The sequence below is a fragment of the Methylobacterium hispanicum genome, from assembly GCF_022179285.1.
Classification (GTDB): Bacteria; Pseudomonadota; Alphaproteobacteria; order Rhizobiales; family Beijerinckiaceae; genus Methylobacterium; species Methylobacterium hispanicum.
The window spans coordinates 56,570-76,213 of record NZ_BPQO01000009.1 but is presented as its reverse complement, the minus strand read 5'-3'; the positions used below and the strand labels follow the sequence as shown (position 1 = coordinate 76,213).

21 protein-coding genes are annotated in these 19,644 nt (G+C 72.9%); 10 read left to right on the top strand and 11 right to left on the bottom strand.

The window, feature by feature from the left end; all coding sequences use genetic code 11:
* Positions 1-154 precede the first annotated feature (154 nt).
* Positions 155-1,243: a phenylalanine--tRNA ligase subunit alpha gene (gene pheS / locus MFF56_RS12465; protein WP_066926406.1), complete on the top strand. Its 1,089-nt coding sequence runs from the start codon at positions 155-157 to the stop codon at positions 1,241-1,243.
* A gap of 78 nt (positions 1,244-1,321) precedes the next feature.
* On the top strand, positions 1,322-3,742 hold the full coding sequence (gene pheT, locus MFF56_RS12460) for a phenylalanine--tRNA ligase subunit beta (protein ID WP_066926404.1): 2,421 nt from the start codon (positions 1,322-1,324) through the stop codon (positions 3,740-3,742).
* Between the two features lie 74 nt (positions 3,743-3,816).
* On the opposite strand, the gene MFF56_RS12455 is transcribed toward pheT, so the two are convergent.
* The gene (locus tag MFF56_RS12455) at positions 3,817-5,097 is read right to left on the bottom strand and encodes an OprO/OprP family phosphate-selective porin (RefSeq protein WP_373324056.1); all 1,281 of its coding nucleotides are present in this window, start codon (positions 5,095-5,097) and stop codon (positions 3,817-3,819) included.
* A 181-nt stretch (positions 5,098-5,278) separates the two neighbouring features.
* Complete coding sequence (locus MFF56_RS12450) at positions 5,279-6,118, bottom strand: aldo/keto reductase (protein ID WP_066922044.1); 840 nt, start codon at positions 6,116-6,118, stop codon at positions 5,279-5,281.
* Between the two features lie 411 nt (positions 6,119-6,529).
* Here MFF56_RS12450 and MFF56_RS12445 point away from each other — a divergent pair, with 411 nt between their 5' ends.
* Genes MFF56_RS12445 through MFF56_RS12435 form a run of 3 tightly spaced genes read left to right on the top strand, consistent with a single transcriptional unit; the run spans position 6,530 to position 8,299 of the window.
* Positions 6,530-7,636: an adenylate/guanylate cyclase domain-containing protein gene (locus tag MFF56_RS12445; RefSeq protein ID WP_066922046.1), complete on the top strand. Its 1,107-nt coding sequence runs from the start codon at positions 6,530-6,532 to the stop codon at positions 7,634-7,636.
* Positions 7,636-7,827: a hypothetical protein gene (locus MFF56_RS12440; RefSeq protein WP_066922042.1), complete on the top strand. Its 192-nt coding sequence runs from the start codon at positions 7,636-7,638 to the stop codon at positions 7,825-7,827. The genes MFF56_RS12445 and MFF56_RS12440 overlap by 1 nt, the downstream gene beginning before the upstream one ends.
* A 10-nt stretch (positions 7,828-7,837) precedes the next feature.
* Positions 7,838-8,299, top strand: a complete 462-nt coding sequence (locus tag MFF56_RS12435) for a YaiI/YqxD family protein (RefSeq protein WP_066922040.1) — start codon at positions 7,838-7,840, stop codon at positions 8,297-8,299.
* A 3-nt stretch (positions 8,300-8,302) separates the two neighbouring features.
* On the opposite strand, the gene MFF56_RS12430 is transcribed toward MFF56_RS12435, so the two are convergent.
* The 8 genes from MFF56_RS12430 to MFF56_RS12395 form a co-directional block, all read right to left on the bottom strand.
* Positions 8,303-8,548 carry a BrnA antitoxin family protein gene (locus MFF56_RS12430; RefSeq protein ID WP_066922039.1) on the bottom strand — a complete coding sequence of 82 codons (246 nt, stop codon included), beginning with the start codon at positions 8,546-8,548 and terminating at the stop codon, positions 8,303-8,305.
* 7 nt (positions 8,549-8,555) lie between these two features.
* Positions 8,556-8,867 (bottom strand): hypothetical protein, encoded by a 312-nt coding sequence (locus MFF56_RS12425; RefSeq protein ID WP_066922037.1) that lies wholly within the window; start codon positions 8,865-8,867, stop codon positions 8,556-8,558.
* Between the two features lie 250 nt (positions 8,868-9,117).
* Positions 9,118-10,455: an MFS transporter gene (locus MFF56_RS12420; RefSeq protein WP_066922030.1), complete on the bottom strand. Its 1,338-nt coding sequence runs from the start codon at positions 10,453-10,455 to the stop codon at positions 9,118-9,120.
* A 108-nt stretch (positions 10,456-10,563) separates the two neighbouring features.
* Positions 10,564-11,598, bottom strand: a complete 1,035-nt coding sequence (locus MFF56_RS12415) for a TonB family protein (RefSeq protein WP_066922028.1) — start codon at positions 11,596-11,598, stop codon at positions 10,564-10,566.
* Positions 11,599-11,617: 19 nt separating this feature from the next.
* The gene (gene tolR, locus MFF56_RS12410; protein ID WP_066922026.1) at positions 11,618-12,091 is read right to left on the bottom strand and encodes a protein TolR; all 474 of its coding nucleotides are present in this window, start codon (positions 12,089-12,091) and stop codon (positions 11,618-11,620) included.
* Between the two features lie 135 nt (positions 12,092-12,226).
* On the bottom strand, positions 12,227-12,928 hold the full coding sequence (locus MFF56_RS12405; RefSeq protein ID WP_238230071.1) for a MotA/TolQ/ExbB proton channel family protein: 702 nt from the start codon (positions 12,926-12,928) through the stop codon (positions 12,227-12,229).
* Positions 12,929-13,076: 148 nt separating this feature from the next.
* Positions 13,077-13,577 carry a Tat pathway signal protein gene (locus MFF56_RS12400; protein ID WP_066925530.1) on the bottom strand — a complete coding sequence of 167 codons (501 nt, stop codon included), beginning with the start codon at positions 13,575-13,577 and terminating at the stop codon, positions 13,077-13,079.
* 80 nt (positions 13,578-13,657) lie between these two features.
* Positions 13,658-14,155 carry a hypothetical protein gene (locus MFF56_RS12395; protein WP_066925505.1) on the bottom strand — a complete coding sequence of 166 codons (498 nt, stop codon included), beginning with the start codon at positions 14,153-14,155 and terminating at the stop codon, positions 13,658-13,660.
* Positions 14,156-14,564: 409 nt separating this feature from the next.
* Between MFF56_RS12395 and MFF56_RS12390 the strand changes: the two genes are divergently transcribed.
* Together MFF56_RS12390 and MFF56_RS12385 are read left to right on the top strand one after the other, a co-directional pair.
* Positions 14,565-14,993 carry an Hsp20 family protein gene (locus tag MFF56_RS12390; protein WP_066925508.1) on the top strand — a complete coding sequence of 143 codons (429 nt, stop codon included), beginning with the start codon at positions 14,565-14,567 and terminating at the stop codon, positions 14,991-14,993.
* Between the two features lie 420 nt (positions 14,994-15,413).
* Positions 15,414-15,698: a BQ00720 family protein gene (locus MFF56_RS12385; RefSeq protein WP_066925512.1), complete on the top strand. Its 285-nt coding sequence runs from the start codon at positions 15,414-15,416 to the stop codon at positions 15,696-15,698.
* Between the two features lie 101 nt (positions 15,699-15,799).
* Here MFF56_RS12385 and MFF56_RS12380 read toward each other — a convergent pair whose 3' ends face one another.
* Positions 15,800-16,573, bottom strand: a complete 774-nt coding sequence (locus tag MFF56_RS12380) for an alpha/beta hydrolase (protein ID WP_066925515.1) — start codon at positions 16,571-16,573, stop codon at positions 15,800-15,802.
* A gap of 124 nt (positions 16,574-16,697) precedes the next feature.
* Here MFF56_RS12380 and MFF56_RS12375 point away from each other — a divergent pair, with 124 nt between their 5' ends.
* From MFF56_RS12375 to MFF56_RS12365, 3 genes are all read left to right on the top strand, one after another.
* Positions 16,698-17,921, top strand: coding sequence for a glycosyltransferase family 4 protein (locus MFF56_RS12375; RefSeq protein WP_066925518.1), 1,224 nt, complete (start codon positions 16,698-16,700; stop codon positions 17,919-17,921).
* A gap of 259 nt (positions 17,922-18,180) precedes the next feature.
* Complete coding sequence (infC, locus tag MFF56_RS12370; RefSeq protein WP_238230070.1) at positions 18,181-18,702, top strand: translation initiation factor IF-3; 522 nt, start codon at positions 18,181-18,183, stop codon at positions 18,700-18,702.
* A gap of 85 nt (positions 18,703-18,787) precedes the next feature.
* A complete protein-coding gene (locus tag MFF56_RS12365; protein ID WP_066925524.1) occupies positions 18,788-19,579 on the top strand; it encodes a HesA/MoeB/ThiF family protein in 792 nt (263 codons plus the stop codon).
* Positions 19,580-19,644: the final 65 nt, after the last annotated feature.

Below are 19,644 nucleotides of genomic sequence, written 5' to 3'. Positions count from 1 at the left end.
CCCGCATCACGGATGCAGCAAAGGCGCGGCGCTCCCCGGGAGCGCCGCGCCTTTTCCGTTTTCGAAGCCGTCCCAGGGCGTTTGCGCGCTTGCGCGATCTCCGGCAAACGCGCAAACGCCCCGGCAACAGCGAACCGGCAGACCAGCGACACCCATGGCGACGACCGACCTCGACACGCTCGAACGCGATCTCCTGTCCCAGGTCGCGGCGGCCTCCGACGAGGCCGCCCTGGAGACCGTGCGCGTCGCCGCGCTCGGCAAGAAGGGCAGCGTCTCGGACCTCCTGAAGACGCTGGGCGCGATGACGCCCGACGAGCGCAAGGTCCGCGGTCCCCAGATCAACGGGTTGCGCGACCGGGTGCAGGGCGCGCTCGCCGGTCGCCGCGAGGCGCTGGCCGAGGCGGCCCTCGAGGCGCGTCTGGCCGCCGAGCGGGTCGACGTCACGCTGCCCCTGCGCGAGGCGCCGGACACGCGCGGGCGCATCCACCCGATCTCCCAGGTGATGGAGGAGATCACCGCGATCTTCGCCGATATGGGTTTCTCCGTCGCGGAAGGGCCCGACATCGAGACGGACGAGCTGAACTTCACGGCGCTGAACTTCCCGCCCGGCCACCCGGCCCGCGAGATGCACGACACCTTCTTCCTCGCGCCGGACGCGCAGGGGAAGCGCAAGGTGCTGCGCACCCACACCTCGCCGGTGCAGATCCGCACCATGCGCGCGAAGGCGCCGCCGATCCGCGTGATCATCCCGGGCCGGACCTACCGGCACGATTCCGACCAGACCCACACGCCGATGTTCCACCAGTGCGAGGGGCTGGTGATCGACAAGGCCGCCAACATCGCCAACCTCAAATGGGTGCTGGAGGAGTTCGCCCGAGCCTTCTTCGAGGTCGAGGCGGTGAAGATGCGCTTCCGACCCTCGTTCTTCCCCTTCACCGAGCCCTCGGCGGAGGTGGACATCCAGTGCTCCCGCAAGGGCGGCGAGATCCGCTTCGGCGAGGGCACGGACTGGCTAGAGGTCCTCGGCTGCGGCATGGTCCACCCGAACGTGCTGCGCAATTGCGGGCTCGATCCGGACGAGGTCCAGGGCTTCGCCTTCGGCGTCGGCCTCGACCGCATCGCCATGCTCAAATACGGCATGCCGGACCTGCGCCCCTTCTTCGAGGCGGACGTGCGCTGGCTCGACCATTACGGCTTCCGCCCGCTCGACGTGCCGAGCCTGGTCGCCGGCCTCACCGCCTGATCCCGCCGGCGGCTCCGGCCGCCGCCCGCGCATCCTGACCGGCGCGCCCGCGCGGCGCTTGGCCGAGGGACCACCCCGATGAAGTTCACCCTCTCCTGGCTCAAGGACCACCTCGACACCGGCGCCTCGCTCGACGCGATCGCCGAGACGCTGACCCGCATCGGGCTGGAGGTCGAGGGCATCGAGGACAAGGCCGCCGCGCTGAAGCCCTACGTGGTGGCGCGTGTGCTCACCGCCGAGCAGCACCCGAACGCCGACCGGCTGCGCGTCTGCACGGTCGATGCGGGCGACGGGCAGCCGCTGCAGGTGGTCTGCGGCGCGCCGAACGCGCGAGCCGGCATGATCTCGGTCTTCGCGCCCCCCGGCACCTACGTGCCGGGCAAGAACATCACCCTGTCGGTCGGCACGATCCGCGGCGTCGAGAGCCGCGGCATGCTCTGCTCGGGGGCCGAGCTCGGCCTCGGCGACGACCACGACGGCATCCTCGATCTGCCGGGGGACGCCCCCGTCGGCCAGCCCTACGCCCTCTACGCGGGGCTCGACGACCCGGTCATCGAGATCAACCTGACGCCCAACCGCCCGGACTGCACGGCGGTCTCGGGTATCGCCCGCGACCTCGCGGCGGTGGGCCTCGGCACGCTGAAGCGGGCGCCCGAGCCGCCGGTGCGCGGGGAAAGCCCCTGCCCCGTCCCGGTGACGCTCGACCTGCACGAGCAGCACCGGGACCTCGCGCCGCTCTTCGCGCTGCGCCTGGTGCGGGGCGTGAAGAACGGCCCCTCGCCCGACTGGATGCAGGCGCGGCTGCGGGCGATCGGCCTCCGGCCGATCAACGCGCTCGTCGACATCACCAACTACATGACCTTCGACCGCGGCCGGCCGCTGCACGTCTTCGACGCCGCCAAGGTTCAGGGCGGCCTCACCGTGCGCCTCGCCCGCGCGGACGAGAGCCTGAAGGCGCTCGACGGGCGCGAGCACCGGCTCGGGCCCGAAATGGTGGTGATCGCCGACGCGGCGGGCGTCGAGTCGATCGCCGGCATCATCGGCGGCGAGGCCTCGGGCTGCGACGAGACCACGACCGACGTCCTCATCGAGTCGGCCCTGTGGAACCCGCAGAACATCGCCCAGACCGGGCGGCGCCTCGGCGTGGTGACGGACGCGCGCTACCGCTTCGAGCGCGGCGTCGATCCGGCCTCGACGCTCCCGGGCCTCGACCAGGCCACGCGGCTGGTGCTTGAGATCTGCGGCGGCACGCCGACCGAGGCGACGGTCGTGGGCGAGGCGCCCGAGACCGAGCGGGTCATCGACTTCCCCTGGACGGAGGTGCGCCGGCTCGCCGGCCTCGACCTGCCGCGGGTCGAGATGAAGGTGATCCTCGAGGCCCTCGGCTTCCACGTGGCGGGCTCGGGCGACCGCGTGAAGGTGCTCACCCCCTCCTGGCGGCCCGACATCGAGGGCAAGGCCGACCTCGTCGAGGAGGTGATCCGCATCGCCGGCCTCGACCGGATCGAGGCCCGGCCCCTGCCGCGGTCCGAGAGCGTCGCGAAACCGGTCCTCACCCCGATCCAGAAGCGCACCCGGCTCGCCCGGCGGGCGCTCGCCGGCCGCGGCCTGATGGAGGCCGTGACGTGGTCGTTCATCCCGCACGCCGACGCCGAACTGTTCGGCGGCGGCGGGGCCGACCTCGTGCTGGCCAACCCCATCGCCTCGGAACTCTCCGACATGCGCCCGAGCCTCGTGCCGGGCCTGCTGCGCGCCGCGCAGCGCAACGCCGACCGTGGCTACCCGGACGCGGCCCTGTTCGAGGTCGGCCAGTGCTTCGCCAGCGACGCGCCCGAGGGCCAGAGCGTCCGGGCGACCGCGGTCCGCCGCGGCACGGCGGGCTTCACGGGGGCCGGCCGGAACTGGGAGGGCGCGGCCGCGACGGTCGATGCCTTCCAGGCCAAGGCCGACGCGCTGGCGCTGCTCTCCGCCCTCGGCGTGCCGACCGGCGGGCTGCAGGTCGTCGCTGGCGGACCAGCCTGGCTGCATCCCGGCCGCTCCGGCACGCTGCAGTTCGGGCCGAAGAACCAGGTCGGCCATTTCGGCGAGATCCACCCGCGGGTGATGAAGGCGCTCGACCTCAAGGGCACGCTGGTGGCCTTTGAGATCGATCTCGGCGCCCTGCCGCCGACGAAGCAGCGGGCGACGAAGACCAAGCCCGCGCTCGCGCTCTCCGACCTCCAGCCGCTCGCGCGCGACTTCGCCTTCGTGGTCGGCCGCGACGTGCCGGCCGGCGAGATCGTGCGGGCCGCGCAAGGGGCCGAGCGCAAGCTCGTCGTGGGCGTCGACGTGTTCGACCTCTACGAGGGCGCGGGCGTGCCCGAGGGCCAGAAGTCGGTCGCGGTCGCCGTGCGGCTGCAGCCGACCGAGCGCACGCTGACGGATGCCGAGATCGAGGCGGTGAGCCAGAAGATCGTGGCCGAGGTCGCGCGCAAGACCGGCGCGACCCTACGAGGCTGAACCGCGCCGCTCCCCGTCCGGGCGCCACCACGGTGCGGACAGGCCTCTCCCCGCGAGCGGGGAGAGGGGCCCCTCTACCAGTAGAACTGCAGCCGGCCGATGAAGGTGTCGGCGTCGATCGTGCGCCCGCCCGCGATGGCCGAGGGCGCGGCGTGGGAGCGGACGTAGTCGGCCATCAGGCGCACGTTGCGGTCCGGGTACCAGTTGAGCCCGACCGAGACGTCCCGCTCGATGCCGCCCCGCACGGGGCCGTCGTCGAGGTCGATGGCGCTGAAGCGGGCGGCGAACTCGAACACGCCGAACCCGCCGTTCGAGACCCGCTCCGCGTCGCCGACCCGGACGCCGGAGAAGATCGCGTAGGTGGTGCCGTACTCCGGCGTCAGCGCGTAGCGGCGCCCCTCGCCGTTGAGGACGACGCTGGCCTCGACGTAGCCGCCCTGGAAGCTCAGGGGCCGCGCGGCCCCGAAGCGCTCGACCTCCGTTCGGATGTACTCGGCCTGGATCAGGACCGGGCCGTGCCGGTAGGCCGCCTCCAGCCCGACGCGCCCGACGCTCGCGGCGTCCCGGATGTCGCCGGTGTTCACGAAGGGCCTGGCGAACAGGAAGGCCTCCGAGCGCGCGGAGAGCTGCAGCGGCGCCTCGTTGCGCGGCAGGCTCCGGTAGTTGCCGCTGACCCCGAGATGCAGCACCTGCGCGTCGGTGTTGATCGGCGCCGCGGTGAGGCGGGCGGCGGCCGAGACGCCCTCGCTGCGGATGTCCGTGTTGACGTTGCCGCCGAAGACGCCGACCACCGCCGTCCAGTTGCCCATCGTCCGGCCGATCGCGAAGCCGAAATTGCGCGCGGGCGCGAAGGCGTCGGCGAGCGAGCGCTCGGTGAAGACCGTGTTGTTGTCGCTGATCAGCTGGTCGAGGCTGAAGGGCTCCTTCATGTTGCCGAGCGTGAGGATCGTGTCGGGTATGCCCTTCCAGCCGATGGCCGCGTCGCTGATCGGGCGGGTCGGTTCGGCGAAATCGTACTGGAAGGCGAGTTCAAGCGTCCTGCCGAGGGTCAGGTAGCTCTCGATCCAGGAGCGGCGCACCGCGATGTTGTCGGAGAACGGCTCGGGCAGGCCCGGCTGCCGAAGGCCGGCCGCACCGAAATCGAGCTGGAGCCGGCCGCCGATGCGCAGCTTCGCGGCGTCGTCCGGGAAGGTCAGGGTGATGCCGCGCTCGTCGATCGTCAGGCGCTCGCCGTAGGGGCCGGCCAAGTCCCCGGCCTTCCCGGCGCCGACCTCGGCCGCGCGGGCGGGCAGGGCGGGACAGAGGGCCGCCGCGAGGGTCAGGACCAGTCCGGTTCGCAGCCGTCGCACGCGCATCTCCATTTCCGGGGCGGGCCGGCACCAGGCGCCGCAACCGGCCGCGCCCGAACCACGCCACGCCGGCTGCGACAGCCCGGTGACGCGGGCGGACGGCGCTAAGCTTTTTCGCCCGGTGTGAGGACAGAAGTCCACACCCTGTCTCGCGCGCTGCGCCCGTTCCGGGCGGCTTCTCGGCAGCCTACAGCATCGGCAGGGTGCGCGGGCGCGGGCCGCGCGGGAAATGCGCGTCGATCAGGGCGATCTCGGCGGCGTTGAGACGGATGTCGGCGGCGGCCGCGTTCTCGAGGGCCCGCGACGCCCGCACGGTCTTGGGGATCGTGAAGGTGTTGTCGAGCCGGGTGAGGAAGGCGAGGGCCACCCCGTAAGGGGTTGTGTCGTGCGCCTCCGCGATGCCGGCGAGCACCCGCCCCCCGGCGCTCGACGGGTCCGGGAACTCGCCGCTGCCGAAGGGCGAGTAGCCCACCAGCGCCACGCCGTTCCGCGCGCACCAGGGCAGGACCGCGTGCTCGATCGCCCGCTCGCCCAGATGGTAGATCACTTGGTTGCAGGCGATCCGGTAGGGGCCGGCGATGCGCAGCGCCGCGTCGAGGTCCTCCACGTCGAAGTTGCTCAGGCCCCAGGACAGGATCTTGCCGTCCCGGCGCAGGTCCTCGAACCCGGCGATCGTCTCCTCCAGCGGGTGGTGCCCCGGCCAGTGCAGCAGGTAGCTATCGAGCCGGTCGGTCTTGAGCCGCCGGAGCGAGGCCTCGCAGGCCCGCACCACGCCGCGCCGGGTCGCGTTGCCCGGCACCACCTTCGAGACCAGGAACACCTCCTCCCGCAGACCCGCGATCGCCTCTGCCACGATGGATTCGGCGTCGTCGTACATCTCGGCGGTGTCGATATGCGTCATGCCGGCATCGATCCCGGCCCGCAGGGCCGCGATCGATGCCGCGCGCCCGGTCTCGTCCATGCGCCACGTGCCCTGGCCGATCACCGGTACGGAGATGCCGGTGGCGCCGAAGCTTCTTGCCCGCATCGCTCTGCCCCTCTGCTGGCGGCCCCAGAACCCGGCGGAGGGCCCGGCCGAGATACCGGCCCTGCCACGGGGGGCGGTCCCGCTGCGCGGGAGGGCGCATCCGGTCGCCCGGCACCCGTCCCGCACGGGCGCAAGCCGCCCCTCGCCTCGTGCTCTTAAGCCCCGCGCCGCCGGGATACCAATGGTCCGTCGCGCGCGGGGCCGGACCCGAACGGGCGGCGCCCTGGCCACGGACGGCCGCGCGGCGCGACCGACGCCTTATTCGCGCCATCAAGGGACGGTGAGCAATGGGCCGGCCCCGCCGTCGGGGTTGGACTTTCGTCCAGGGCCGCGCGCCGCGCGCGGCCTCTTGAGAAGCGCCCGGAAATCCGCTGGGATCTCCGTCGGGCACCGGACGCCACGGGGGGCATGATGCTGCCGCAGCATCGCTGGTTCTGGGCGCTGATCCTCCTCGCCTGCGCGGGCGCAGGGCTCGTCTACAACTTCGTCTTCGCGGACGGCGCCTCGCCGTTCGCCGGCCTCGCCTACGGCTTCTGCATCGGCGCGACCGCGCTGGCCTTCGATCGCGGCCTGATCCTGGCCGGGCTCCAGGCCCGGATCCGGCGCCTGCCCGCGAGCGTCTTCGTGCCGGCGGCGGAACTCGCCTACGTGGCGATGATCGTGGCCGGCAACGCGCTCGGCGGCCTCGTGGTGTGGGCCTTCGGGCTGACGGCGGACCCGCTCGCCGAGGCGGTGCGGACCACGCCCCGGGTGCTCACCTACGCGCTGGCAGTCTCGGCGCTCCTCGTCTTCGTGATCCGCATGCGCGACCTCATCGGCGCGGAGGTCTTCATCAACCTGATGGTGGGCCGCTACCACCGGCCGGTCGAGGAGGAGCGCATCTTCCTGTTCCTCGACGTGATGGGCTCGACCGCCTTCGCGGAGACGCACGGGGACCTGCGCGCTCAGGAATACCTCGCGGCCGTGTTCGCGGCGCTGGCCGAGCCGGTACGGCGCAACGCCGGCTCGATCGACGACTATATCGGCGACATGGCGATGGTGACCTGGCCGATGAAGCGCGGCCTGCACAAGGCACGCTGCGTCGCTTGCGTGTTCGACGTGCTCGACCGGATCGAGCGGGACGCCGAGGCGTGGCGGGCGCGCTTCGGCACGGTGCCGCGCCTGCGCGCGGCGCTGCACGGCGGCCCGATCGTGACCGCGGAGGTGGGCATCGATCGGCACAAGATCGCCTATTTCGGGGACGCGGTGAACGTCACGGCGCGGATCGAGGCCCTGTGCCGGCCGCTCGGCACCAGCATCCTGATCTCGCAGGACCTGCTCGACCGCTTGGCGGCGCTGCCCGCCGGCATCCGCGCCCGCTCGCTGGGCGCCCACGCCCTGCGCGGGCGCGGCCAGCCGCTCGCCATCGCCACCCTGGAACGCGCGGCCCGCGAGGCCGCCCCGGCCGTGTCGCGGGCCGAGATCCGCGCGGAGGCGGCGGCCGTCGCGCCCCTGCGGGCCGCCACGGGGCAGCGCTGATGCGCGAAACCCGGCTCCAGGTCCTCCGGGCCGCGATCCGGTTCGGGCTTCCGCTCGCGGGCCTCGTGGTGATCGGCCACGCGGTGGTCATCTCGGTCGGCGGAGATATCGAGCGCTGGCAGTTCGCGTTGGGCGCGCTCCTCATCGGTCTGAGCTTCGCCGCGCGCCTCGTGCCGAGGAGCGCGCGATGAGCGGCATGCCATGACCACGACGCCAGCGATCTACGTCGATGCCGACGCCTGCCCGGTGAAGGACGAGACCTTCCGGGTCGCGGCCCGCTACGGGCTGCACGTCTATGTGGTGGCCAACAGCCCGCTCAACCTGCCGCGGGAGCCCTGGATCCAGCGGGTCGTGGTCGGCGACGGCCTCGACGCGGCCGACGACTGGATCGCCGAGCGGGCGGGGCCAGCCTCCATCGTGGTCACGGCCGACGTGCCGCTCGCGAGTCGCTGCGTGAAGGCCGGCGCGAGCGTGATCGCGCCGAACGGCAAGCCGTTCAGCGAATCCTCCGTCGGGATGGCGCTGGCCACCCGGAACCTGATGCAGGATCTGCGCGAGGCAGGCGTGATCACGGGCGGCCCGCGGCCGTTCACCCGCCAGGACCGCTCAGCCTTCCTGGGCGCGCTCGACCGCGCGGTGAACCGGCTGCGCCGGGGGCGGTGAGGATCAGCCCTCGCGCGGGACGAGGGTCTTCAGCGCCGCGTTGATGCGGTCCTGCCAGCCCGGCCCGTCCTTCTGGAAATGCTCCAGCACGGCGCTGTCGAGGCGCAGCGTCACGCTCTCGCGCGCGCCGGGCGCCGCGGCGAGCGTGCTCGGGGCCGGGCTCTCGGGCTTGCGGGTGGTAGCCGCCTTGAAGGCGGCCTCCGCCGCCCGGCGTGGGTCGGCGGGGCGGCGGCTGCGCATGTCGGACATGGGACGGTCAGGCCTTCCGGGCGGATTTCTTGGCGCTCGCCTTGGCGGCCTTCGCCTCGGCCTTGGCGGCGTCCTCGGCGGCCTTGACCTGCGCGTCGGCGGCCTCCTTGGCGAGGCGCAGCGCCCGCAGGCGGGTCGTGCGCTCGTCGACGGCCTTGATCTGCGCGTGATGCTCGGCCATCGCCTGCGCGCCCTCGCGGGCCATGCGCTCGGCACGCTCCGCCCGCTCGGCGCGGTTCTCGGCCTTGGCCTTGGCTTCCGCCTCGAGATCGCGCACCTCGTCCGCGTCGTCGATCTCGGTGTCGGTATCGTGGGTCATCCTGTCCCTTTCTGGCCGCCGCGGGCTGGGCGCGCGCAACGATCGGCTGGTTCGGGTTCGGCCCGGATGCGGGGAAGACGGGCCGTGGCGCCGCATCGGCGGGCGGACCGCCGGAAGGCTGCGACACACCTCATGTAGGGCGTCCTGCCGGAAAAGCGAGTTTCACGGCCAGGCTTCGGCCAAGATTCCTCGGCGCAGGTGCGAAATCCGCGGGCGCGGGTCCGGCGGGATCCCGGTCTCCGGGGCGGGATCAGGCCGAGGCGGTCGCGAGGGGCCGGGATCCCGGCGCGCTGCCGGACCGTCCGTCCGGCCTTCCATCCGGCTTGGCCCCCGGCGGCGTGTAGCCGTAGGTCTCGGGCATCAGCAGCAGGTAGGCCAGGAAGGCGAGGCCCGCGATCCCGGCCAGCGCCAGGAAGGCCGCCGAGAACCCGGCCCAGACGATGAGCGCGCCCGCGAGCGTCGCGCTGAAGGCGGCGCCGAGCCCCTGCGCGGTGGCGACCGCGCCCTGCGCGGCGTTGAAGCGGCCGGTGCCGCGGGTGAGGTCCGCCACCACCACGGGGAAGAGCGCGCCGTAGACCCCGGCCCCGATCCCGTCGAGGAGCTGCACGCCGACGAGCCAGAACGGGTTGTCGGAGAATGTGTAGAGCACGCCGCGCAGCGCCAGCACGCCGAAGGCCGCGAGGAAGATCGGCTTGCGGCCGATCGCGTCGGCGCGCGCGCCCACGAAGACCGCCACCGGCACCATCACGCACTGCGCCGCCACGATGCAGACCGCGATGAGCGAGGTCGCGTGGTCCTTGCCCGAGAGCTTGGTGAGGAGCTGGCCGACGGACGGCAGCATCGCCGCGTTGGCGAGGTGGAAGGCGGCGCAGAGGAGCGCGAAGAGCAGCAGGGTGCGGTTCTGGACGAGCGCGCCGAGGCCCGAGGGCGCCGCGTCGTCCGCGCCCTCCGGGTGGTCGAGGCCGCGCGCCAGGTCGTCGTCGATGGCCCGCGCCGGGATCATCAGCATCGCGCCGATCGATGCGGCCGCGAGGAGCGCCATCAGCCAGAACACCACGATGGGCCCGAAGAAGTAGGCGGTGGCGCCCGCGATCGCCGCCGAGACGGCGTTGCCCGCGTGGTTGAAGCCCTCGTTGCGGCCGATGCGCCGGGCGAAGGCCTTCGGCCCGACGACGCCCAGCGTGATGGCGGCGAGCGCGGGCGGGAAGATCGCGCCCGCGATGCCGGCGACCGACTGGGTGGCGGCAACGAGCCAGAAGCTCTGGATGAAGGGCAGGGCGAGCGAGCTCAGCGTCACGGCGACGGCCGCCGCGATCACCACGAGCCGCTTGGCCCTGGTGCGATCGATGAGGGCGCCGGCCGGGGTCTGGGCGATCAGCCCGGCGATGCCCGAGATCGTGATGACGAGGCCGATCGTCGCCTCGTTCCAGCCCTGGTCCGGCCCGCGCACGGCCAGCAGGTAGATCGCCAGGTAGGGCCCGAGGCCGTCGCGCACGTCGGCGAGGAAGAAGTTGAGCGCGTCGAGCCCGCGCAGCACGCGGGCGGAGGGCGCGCGGGACTCGGAGCCCGCACCTGCAGCAGCGATCATGGGGGTCTCGACACGCGCGGCGCCGGTCGCGCCGCGCTGCCAAGCCGTTTCGGGGGGCGTGGTTCCGGCGCGCCCGCCACACGAGTGCGTGAGCCGGGCGTGCCGGGCTCAGCGCACCCGGTAATTGAGCGGGATCGTCACCGTCAGGCTGGCCTGGTTCACGCCGGCGGGGGCCGCCGGCAGGCTGCCGCGCACCGCGCCGAGCGCCGCGCTGTCGATCGGGCCGACGCCGCTGCTGCGGGCGAGCCCGGCACTCGTCACCGCGCCCGAGCGCATCACGGTGAAGCGCACGACCGCCGTGCCGCCGCCGGTGCCGGCGGCCGCACCCGGGTTCATGCGGCCGTGGATCGCCGCGCTGATCGCGCCCGTCCACTGGCGCATCGCGCTCGGGTCGCTGCCCGCCGCCGCGCGGCCGGCGGTGTTCTGGCGCGAGGAGGCCGCGGAGGCGCGCTCGGCGCCGTCGGCGGCGCGGGATTCCCGCGCGCGCGCCTCGCGGGCCGCCTTCAGCTTGGCCTCGCGCAGCTCCTCGCGGCGCTTCTCCAGCATCTCCTCGCGCTTCTCCTCGCGCTTCTTGGCCTCGCGCTGAGCCTTCAGCTTGGCCTCGCGCTCCGCCTTGAGCTTGGCCAGATCCGGCTTCGGCTTCTCGGGCTCGACCGGCTTCGGGGCCTCGGCGACGGTCGGCGGCGGGGGTGCCAGCGGCTCGGTGTCGGGCGCGGTCGAGGTGATGACCTGGCTCTCCGGCTCGATCGGCTGGGCGTCCGGCGGCGCCTCGGTCAGGGCCTGGGTCTGCGGTGGGGCCTCGGCGGGCGTCTCCTCCGGCTTGACCTCGGCGACCTCGGGCGGCGGGGGCGGGGTCGTCGCCTCCTCGACCGGCTCCTCGGTGGGCTGCTGCTCCGGCGGCGTCTCGGCCGCGGCCTGGGTCTCCAGCACCGACTCGGTCTGGGCCTCGGTCATCAGGGGCGCGAGATCGACCGTGACCTGCTGCTCGCCGGGGGGAGCGGGCGGCGCGAGGCGCAGGAAGGCGACGGCGACGAGCGCGGCGGCGTGCAGGGCGAACGCGACGAGGAAGGCCGCGGCGAGCCCGGACGGCCGATTCCCCGGCCCGTCCGGCGCGAGGCCGGCGAGATCGGACCCGGCGGGCATGGACGTACCACTCATCGGATCAGCGCGCCGCCCCGCCGCCAGCGGGCGCCGCGGCGCCGCCCGGCGACTGCGCGATCAGCGACACCTTGGTGAAGCCCGCCTGGCCCACGAGGCCCATCACCTCCATGACCTTGCCGTAGGGCACGTCGCGGTCGCCGCGCACCAGCACGACCTGGTCCTTGTCCTCAGCCGCCATCGCCCTGAGCCGCGCCGTCAGCCCCTCGGTGGTGAAGACCTCCTTGGCGATGGAGGGCTGGCCCTCCTTGTCGACGGTGACCTCCATCGGCTTCTTCGACTGCGCCACCTTGGCGGCAGCGGTCTTGGGGAGCTGCACCGGCACGCCGGTCGTCATCAGGGGGGCTGCCACCATAAAGATGATCAGCAGCACCAGCATAACGTCGACCATCGGGGTGACGTTGATCTCGGACATCGGGGTCGCGTCGAGGCCGTCCTCGTCGTCGCCCCCGCTCGCGCGGATCGAACCCATCGCCATCGGGCGTCCTCCGGACTGGCGGCCGCCCGAATCCGCGGGCGCCGCGCACGAACTTGCATTGCGGGAGACCCCGCCGCACCGGATGCCGGGGCGGGGCCGGGGGCGGGCGTGCGACGCCCGCCGAAACGGGGGGCGCTACTCGGCGGCGGCGCGGTGCTTGACGGTGCCGCGGTCGCGGGCAAGCCGGTTGCCGAGCACGCCGATGCAGGAGACGAAGCCGCTCTGGAGGCGCGCCATGTCCCCCGAGAGCTTGTTGTAGGCCATCACCGCGGGGATCGCGACGACAAGGCCGATCGCGGTGGCGAACAGCGCCTCGGCGATGCCCGGCGCCACCACGGCGAGCGAGGTGTCCTGGCTCTTCGCGATCGACGAGAACGAGTTCATGATGCCCCAGACCGTGCCGAACAGGCCGATGAACGGGGCGGTCGAGCCGGAGGTGGCGAGCAGCGCGAGGCCGTTCTGCAGGCGCTTCATCTCGAGACCCAGGGCGGCCCGCATGGCCCGCTCGATGCGCTCGCGCCGCTCGGCGCGGGTCTCGCTCGGGTCCTGGTCGCGCCACGCGTCGATGGCGGCCTTCACGATGTGGCCGGAGATGCCCCGCTGCTCGCCGTCGAGGCTGCCGCCGGAGCGCACAAGAGCCTCGAAGGCCTTTGCCTGGCGCTTGGCCGCGGCGAGGCGGACGATCTTCTCGAACACCACGGTCCAGCAGGCGATCGAGGCGACGACCAGCAGGATCATCACGCCCTTCACGATCGGGTCGGCCTGAAGGTATAGGCCGACGAAGGACATGTCGTGCGCGGCAGCGACGGCCTCGGCGGCTGGGGCGGGGTTCTCCATCGGGGGCTCCTCAGGTCATCGGGTCGGGTTGCGGCCAAGCTCGCATGCGCGCAATGGCTTCCGGCCGCCGGGCGCGTCCGCGCCGGGCAGCCCTGGGTCGTCGGGTCGGCCGCCGCGGCCTCGGAGCCCGCGGCGGCCTGAGTTCGGCTCAGCGATCGAGGGGAACGCCGGCCTTCGTCTCGGTCTCGGTGCGCTCCAGGCATCCCTCCCGGCCGCCCTCGCCGCCCTCGCAGGCCAGCACGTCGTTCAGGAGGACGCGGCCGATCTTCGGGCAAGTGAGGCCAGCGAAATCGAACAGCTTCACGGTGGTCTTGCGGGCGGGCAGCGGCCCGAGCTCGACCGCGACCCGCTTCTGCGCCACCCCCTCGGTGTCGAAGGCGAAGAGATCGACCTTGTAGGACTTGATCGCGCCGCCCTTGAGGTTGTCGATCACCACGGTCGCGCGGCAGGCCTCGCCGGAGGCTTCCAGCCGGTTGAGCTGGAGCCGGATCGGCGCCCCCGCGGCGGCCGGCGCGCCCGCTCCGGCCGCGTCCTGGGCCGCGGCGGCGCCGGCGAGCGCGACGGTGAGGCCGAGCGCAGCCAAGCCGGATGCGACGGAGCCGCACCCTACACCCGGGCCGCGCCGTCTCCCCGCGCCCCGCCCCGACACCTGCTCTGCGACCATCACCGTTCCATCATCCTCTCGCGTCTCGAACCCGTTCCGAGGTCCGCACGGGGCCGGCCTCAGACTCAGTGCAGGGCCTGACCTGCCGGCCTGCGCTGCGGACCGGGCCCGAGCCGGTCCGCCGCCGCGTCGATCGCCGCGACGGCCGCCCGCAGCGCCGCCACGAGCCGGGGCGCCTCGGACCGGCCGGTGATCTCGGCCGCACCCTGCGCCACCTCCTCCCAGAGGCAGCGCCGGCCGCGGCCGATCAACCCGACCAGGGCGCATTCGTGCCCGGTGACGCGGCAGCAGGTCGCGGGCATGAAGGACCAGTCCCGGTCCCGCTCCGCCCGCAGCGCGCGCACGATCCCGACCGCGCAGGCGACGAAGCGCCCGCCCTCGTCGGGCCCGAGCAGGCGCTCGGCCCCATCGAAGGCCGCGTCCCAGCAGGCCACGTCGCGCGTCATGTAGCCGGCGGCCACGAAGCGGACGACCGACAGGGCGAGCACGTCGGCGTCGTCGCCGCAGACGTCGGCCACCCGCGGCATCGCGTTGTGGCCGGGCGGGCTGGACGACGCCGTCATGAAGCCTCCGGTATCCGCGCGGCGCGCCGAGGCCCGGCCGCTCCACGTCTGACGGGGGCGATATCGCGGGACAGCGTCCGGGATCAAGGTCTGCTTCGAAATTCAGAGCAGTTCCAAACTGTTACCCAGGGCCTGTCTGGGTGTCTCGAAAGTCGCCCCCAGTATTGCCGAATCGTCCCGACCTCTTCCCGACCGGCGAAATACGCTCCCGCTCCAGGCTTCGCGCGCCGGGCCGGAGCCCTGCCCCGCGGCCTCTCGGCCGCCTCCCTTGATGCCCGGCGGCGCGCCGTCCATATCTTCTCGCGATCCGGCACGGCCGGGCGGGAGCGCTGCCGCGGCGGGCTCCGCGACACGGAGCGCCCACAGGCCTTCGGGCCACGGGGCTCCGCCTGAAGGACGCTTGCCGACGATGACCCGTCCCTCCCCGTTCGGACACCCCTTCCTGCTCGGCTTCGACGAGATCGAGCAGGCGCTGGACCGGGTGTCGAAGGCAGCCAACGACGGCTATCCGCCCTACAACATCGAGCGCGTGCCCCGCACCGAGCGGGAGCCCGAGCGCCTGCGCATCACGCTCGCGGTTGCGGGCTTCACCCGCGACCAGCTCGACGTGATGCTGGAGGAGAACCAGCTCGTCGTGCGCGGCCGCCAGGTCGAGGAGCGCGAGCGCCACTTCCTGCACCGCGGCATCGCGGCGCGCCAGTTCCAGCGCGCCTTCCTGCTCGCCGACGGCATGGAGGTGCTGGGCGCCGACCTCTCCAACGGCCTCCTGTCGATCGACCTCGCCCGGCCCGAGCCGGAGCGGGTGGTGCGCAAGATCACGATCTCGGCGCGGGATTGAGCGGCGGACGGCTTCGATCCTGACGAACGAAACACCGCCCTTTTCCCGGGCACCTGGAACGAGAGTGGAAGGTGATCCGGGATCCAGCGAATGAAGCGCCGCGAAGCGGCTCGATCTTCATGCACGGTTGCTGGATCCGGACGCTACGCGCCTCGTTGTGCTGGATCCCGGATCACCCTCCGCTGACGCTCCGGGCGTCCGGGAAGGGCGCGAAAAGCCGACACCGGGGTTGTGGCGTGCGGCTTCGGACGGAAGCCCCGGACCGGGAATCCCCTGCGCCCTGCGCTTAAACGCGCGTCAAGCGGAAAGCCGGCAAGGATTGATCGGCGAGCGTGCCGCCACCACATGCGGATCAGGCCCCGCGGTCGCTTCGGGACCGCAAACCAGGCCTGAAGCTCTGCCTCGAAAGGAGGGCACGACATGACCGATCTCAACCCGGCTCCCCTGACGCCGGCCGACCTCGATCCGGCCGAGTTCAACGCCGCCGACCTCGCCGCGCTCGGCGAGGGCCATATCGCCTACGTGCGGGCGATCACCTCGGACGAGGTCAAGCGGATGTTCCCGCAGGCGCCCGACCTCACCCCCGGGCTCGACCTGTTCGCCCTGCTCTCGGCGAGCGGCGCCCCGATCCTGCTCGCGGATTCCCGCGAGGTCGTGCTGGCCAACGCCTTCGCGCACGACCTGCAGCCGGTCAGCCTGCACTAGCCAATCCCGGTCGCGCGCCGGCCGCGACGGGGCCACGAGCCTCGTCGGAGGCGCGCCCCGGCGGCGCCGGGCTCCCCGTCCGGCGCCGTCGGACCGTTCTCTCACGCCATCTCCGCCACCGCCCCGATCAGCCGCGCGATGTCCTGCGGCCGCGACAGGCGGTGGTCGCCGTCCGCGATCAGGGTGAGCACCGTGCCCTCCGCGGGCAACCGGTCCAGGATCTTGAAGGCGTGCGGGTGCGGCACGTCCGGGTCGCGCATCCCCTGCAGGATGTGGACCGGGCAGCCGAGATCGAGCGGGCCGGTCAGCAGCCGGTTCCTGCGCCCGTCCGCGATCAGCGCCATGGTGACCGGGTCCGGCTCCGGCGCGTAGGCGCTCTGGCGCAGCCAGACGCCGTCGCGTTCCAGCGTATCCCGCACCTCTTTCGGAAACCGGTCCCACATCAGGTCCTCGGTGAAATCGAGGGCCGGGGCGATCAGCACCAGCCCGGCGGCCGGCCGGCCGGCGGCGAGCTGGGCGCGGGCGGCGAGGCAGGCGATCCAGCCGCCCATCGAGGAGCCGATCAGCACAGGGCGCTCGGGCGCGTGCGCCGCGATCACAGCCTCCGCATCCTCCAGCCAAGTCGAGATCGTGCAGGCGGCAAAATCCCCGCCCGACAGGCCGTGGCCCGTGTAGTCGAAGCGCACGAAGCGGCGGCCAGCGCGCTCCGCCCAGGCATCGACCGCCATCGCCTTGGTGGCGCCCATGTCGGAGCGGAAGCCGCCGAGCCAGACCACCGGCGGCCCCGCGCCCTCGCGCACCCGCACGGCGATCTCGCGCCGCGCCGCGCCCGCGCCGACCGCGATGAACGCGGGCGTCTCATCCATCTGCGCCATCCCCTTCTCCCTACGCGATGCTTCCCGGCCTGAACGCTTCAGCTTCAGGCTCCGTTTACCCGACCGTAAAGCCCGGGACCGATCCTGTGACGATGCGCACGAGACAGAGGGTAGCGTTCCGCACATGACCGGCGAGACGCGCAACCCCACCGGCTTTCCCATGCAGGCCCCGCCGCTCGCCGGCACCTGTGTCCTCCAGATCATCCCGGAGCTCGACGCGGGCGGCGCGGAGCGCACCACCGTCGACGTGGCCGCGGGCCTGGCGGCGGCCGGCGCCCGGGCGCTCGTCGCCACCGAGGGCGGGCGGCTCGTCGGCGAGCTGCAGGCCAAGGGCGGCGTCTGGGTGCCGTTCCCGGCCGGCTCGAAGAACCCCGCCGCGATGGCTCTCAACGTCGGGCGCCTCGCGAGGCTGTGCCGCCGCGAGGGCGTCGGCATCATCCATGCCCGCTCCCGCGCCCCGGCCTGGGTGGCGCTCGGCGCGGCACGGCGGCTCAAGCTCCCCTTCGTCACGACCTATCACGGCAGCTACTCGGGCCGGACCGGCGTGAAGGTTCTCTACAACTCGGTGATGGCGCGCGGCGACGTGGTGATCGCCAACTCACACTACACCGCCGACCTGATCCGGCGCCTCCACGCCGAGCAGGCGGGGGACCGGGTGCGGGTGATCCACCGCGGCACGGATCTGGCCGCCTTCACGCCGGTCGCGGTCGGGCCCGGGCGGGTCGAGGCCCTGCGCCGGAGCTGGGGCGTGGCGCCCCACGAGCGCGTGGTGCTGCTCGCCGCGCGGCTGACCGCCTGGAAGGGCCACCGCGTCCTGATCGAGGCCGCGGCGATGATGCGGGGCCGCGGCGTCGGCGACCTCGCGGTGGTGCTGGCGGGCGATCCGCAGGGGCGGGACGGCTACGTGCGCGAACTCGACGCCCTGATTGCCGAGCGCGGCCTCCAGGGTATCGTGCGGCGCGTCGGCCACTGCACCGACATGCCGGCGGCCTTTCGCGCGGCCTCCGTGGTGGCGGTGCCCTCCGTCGAGCCCGAGGCCTTCGGCCGCTCGGCGGTGGAGGCGCAGGCGCTCGGCACGCCCGTCGTCGTCTCCGATCTCGGCGCCGTGCCCGAGACGGTGCTGAGCCCGCCCGACGTGGAGCCCGGCCAGCGCACGGGCTGGCGCGTGCCCGCGGGCGACGCGGACGCGCTCGCCGCTGCGCTCGGCGACGCGCTCGCGCTCGGCGCCAGCGCCCGCGACGCGCTGGGCCGCCGCGCCCGCGCGCATGTGGAGGCGAACTTCTCGCTCGAGCGCATGGTCGGCGACACCCTCGACGTCTACGCGCGCCTCCTCGGCAGAGGGGCGTGACAGAAGCGTGGGAGCGTGACGGATCTTGCGGGCAAGCTGGCGCGTTCTCACATCTGACGTGTCTTTCGGGAACCATCCGCGAAGAACTGCGATTCACGCACGCCGAGGTGTGTTGACTTGCCGCACGCTTGAGCCAAGGTAGGATTTATCCGGGATTGGCCGGAGCGGCGGCGGTCAGGACATCCTCGGACGGGTGTTCCGGGTCGCCTCTTCGTCGTTGCAGCAGGAGATAGCAGCCATTCGTAGACCTATGAGAGCCATGCCGGCCCCGCAGAAGGACGGGCCGCGCGCCAACCGGGACATTCGCGGCGTCCGCGACGTGCAGCTCATCGACGCGGACGGCCAGAACCGTGGCGTCGTCGCCTTCTTCGATGCCCTCCAGATGGCCGAGGAGGCCGGCCTCGACCTCGTCGAGATCGCCCCGAACTCCGCGCCGCCCGTCTGCAAGCTCCTCGATTACGGCCGCTTCCGCTTCAACGAGCAGAAGAAGCAGAACGAGGCCCGCAAGCGCCAGAAGACGGTCGAGGTCAAGGAGATCAAGCTCCGTCCGGGCATCGACAAGCACGACTACGACGTCAAGATGAAGTCGGTGCAGCGGTTCTTCGAGGAGGGCGACAAGGTCAAGGTGACCCTGCGCTTCCGCGGCCGCGAGATGGCTCACCAGGATCTCGGCCTGCGCCTCCTCGAGCGCGTGAAGCACGAGACCGCCGAGATCGCCAAGGTCGAGAGCGAGCCGATGCTCGAGGGCCGCCAGATGATCATGATCCTGGCGCCGCGCTGAGGCGCCTCGACATTTCGATCGCGTTCGCGCCGTCCCCTCCGGGACGGCGCTTTCGTTTGGGCGGCAGCCGGCTTATCTGCCAGCCATGGCCCTCGCCCCCGAAGAGATCGAACGCTACGCCCGCCACCTCGTGCTCGCCGAGGTCGGCGGCCCGGGCCAGAACCGCCTGAAGGCCGCGCGCGTGCTGGTGATCGGGGCGGGGGGCCTGGGCGCCCCGCTGATCCAGTACCTCGCGGCTGCCGGCATCGGCACGATCGGCATCGTGGACGACGACACCGTCTCGCTCTCGAACCTGCAGCGGCAGGTGATCCACGGCACGCCCGATCTCGGACGGCCGAAGGTGGAGAGCGCCGGGGACGCGGTCGCCCGACTCAACCCGCACGTCGCGGTCGTCGCCCATCCGCACCGGATCACGCCCGGGAACGCGGTGGACCTGATCGCGCGGTACGATCTGGTGGCGGACGGCTCGGACAACTTTACGACCCGCTACGCCGTCTCGGACGCCTGCTTCCACGCGCGGCGCCCGCTGGTCACCGCCGCGCTCGGCCGCTTCGACGGCTCGCTCACCACGATCCGGGCGCACGAGACCGATGCGGAGGGGCGCCCGAACCCGACCTATCGCTGCCTCTTCCCCGAGCCGCCGCCGGCGGGCTCGGTGCCGCCCTGCGCCGAGGCCGGGGTGCTCGGCGCGCTGGCCGGCGTGATGGGCTCGCTGATGGCCATGGAGGTGATCCGGGCCATCGCCGGCTTCGGCGAGCCGCTGGTCGGGCGTCTCCTCATGGTCGATGCGCGCGCGATGCGCTTCGAGACGCTGGCCTACGGCTGGGACCCGGCGAACCCGCTCAGCGGTACGGAGGCCTTGGCTTCGAGCCTTTGAATGACATGGCGCGGGTCCCCTCACCCGGCTTTCTGCGAAAGCAGACCTCTCCCTATGGGAGAGAG

Coding starts and splice junctions, on each gene's coding strand:
- MFF56_RS12445 (WP_066922046.1), top strand. CDS start 6,530: ATGCTGCCGCAGCATCGCTGGTTCTGGGCGCTGATCCTCCTCGCCTGC.
- tolR (WP_066922026.1), bottom strand. CDS start 12,091: ATGGCGATGGGTTCGATCCGCGCGAGCGGGGGCGACGACGAGGACGGC.
- MFF56_RS12415 (WP_066922028.1), bottom strand. CDS start 11,598: ATGCCCGCCGGGTCCGATCTCGCCGGCCTCGCGCCGGACGGGCCGGGG.
- pheS (WP_066926406.1), top strand. CDS start 155: ATGGCGACGACCGACCTCGACACGCTCGAACGCGATCTCCTGTCCCAG.
- MFF56_RS12375 (WP_066925518.1), top strand. CDS start 16,698: ATGACCGGCGAGACGCGCAACCCCACCGGCTTTCCCATGCAGGCCCCG.
- MFF56_RS12385 (WP_066925512.1), top strand. CDS start 15,414: ATGACCGATCTCAACCCGGCTCCCCTGACGCCGGCCGACCTCGATCCG.
- MFF56_RS12455 (WP_373324056.1), bottom strand. CDS start 5,097: ATGCGCGTGCGACGGCTGCGAACCGGACTGGTCCTGACCCTCGCGGCG.
- MFF56_RS12405 (WP_238230071.1), bottom strand. CDS start 12,928: ATGGAGAACCCCGCCCCAGCCGCCGAGGCCGTCGCTGCCGCGCACGAC.
- MFF56_RS12380 (WP_066925515.1), bottom strand. CDS start 16,573: ATGGCGCAGATGGATGAGACGCCCGCGTTCATCGCGGTCGGCGCGGGC.
- MFF56_RS12435 (WP_066922040.1), top strand. CDS start 7,838: ATGACCACGACGCCAGCGATCTACGTCGATGCCGACGCCTGCCCGGTG.
- infC (WP_238230070.1), top strand. CDS start 18,181: ATGCCGGCCCCGCAGAAGGACGGGCCGCGCGCCAACCGGGACATTCGC.
- MFF56_RS12425 (WP_066922037.1), bottom strand. CDS start 8,867: ATGACCCACGATACCGACACCGAGATCGACGACGCGGACGAGGTGCGC.
- MFF56_RS12430 (WP_066922039.1), bottom strand. CDS start 8,548: ATGTCCGACATGCGCAGCCGCCGCCCCGCCGACCCACGCCGGGCGGCG.
- MFF56_RS12365 (WP_066925524.1), top strand. CDS start 18,788: ATGGCCCTCGCCCCCGAAGAGATCGAACGCTACGCCCGCCACCTCGTG.
- MFF56_RS12420 (WP_066922030.1), bottom strand. CDS start 10,455: ATGATCGCTGCTGCAGGTGCGGGCTCCGAGTCCCGCGCGCCCTCCGCC.
- MFF56_RS12450 (WP_066922044.1), bottom strand. CDS start 6,118: ATGCGGGCAAGAAGCTTCGGCGCCACCGGCATCTCCGTACCGGTGATC.
- MFF56_RS12395 (WP_066925505.1), bottom strand. CDS start 14,155: ATGACGGCGTCGTCCAGCCCGCCCGGCCACAACGCGATGCCGCGGGTG.
- pheT (WP_066926404.1), top strand. CDS start 1,322: ATGAAGTTCACCCTCTCCTGGCTCAAGGACCACCTCGACACCGGCGCC.
- MFF56_RS12390 (WP_066925508.1), top strand. CDS start 14,565: ATGACCCGTCCCTCCCCGTTCGGACACCCCTTCCTGCTCGGCTTCGAC.
- MFF56_RS12440 (WP_066922042.1), top strand. CDS start 7,636: ATGCGCGAAACCCGGCTCCAGGTCCTCCGGGCCGCGATCCGGTTCGGG.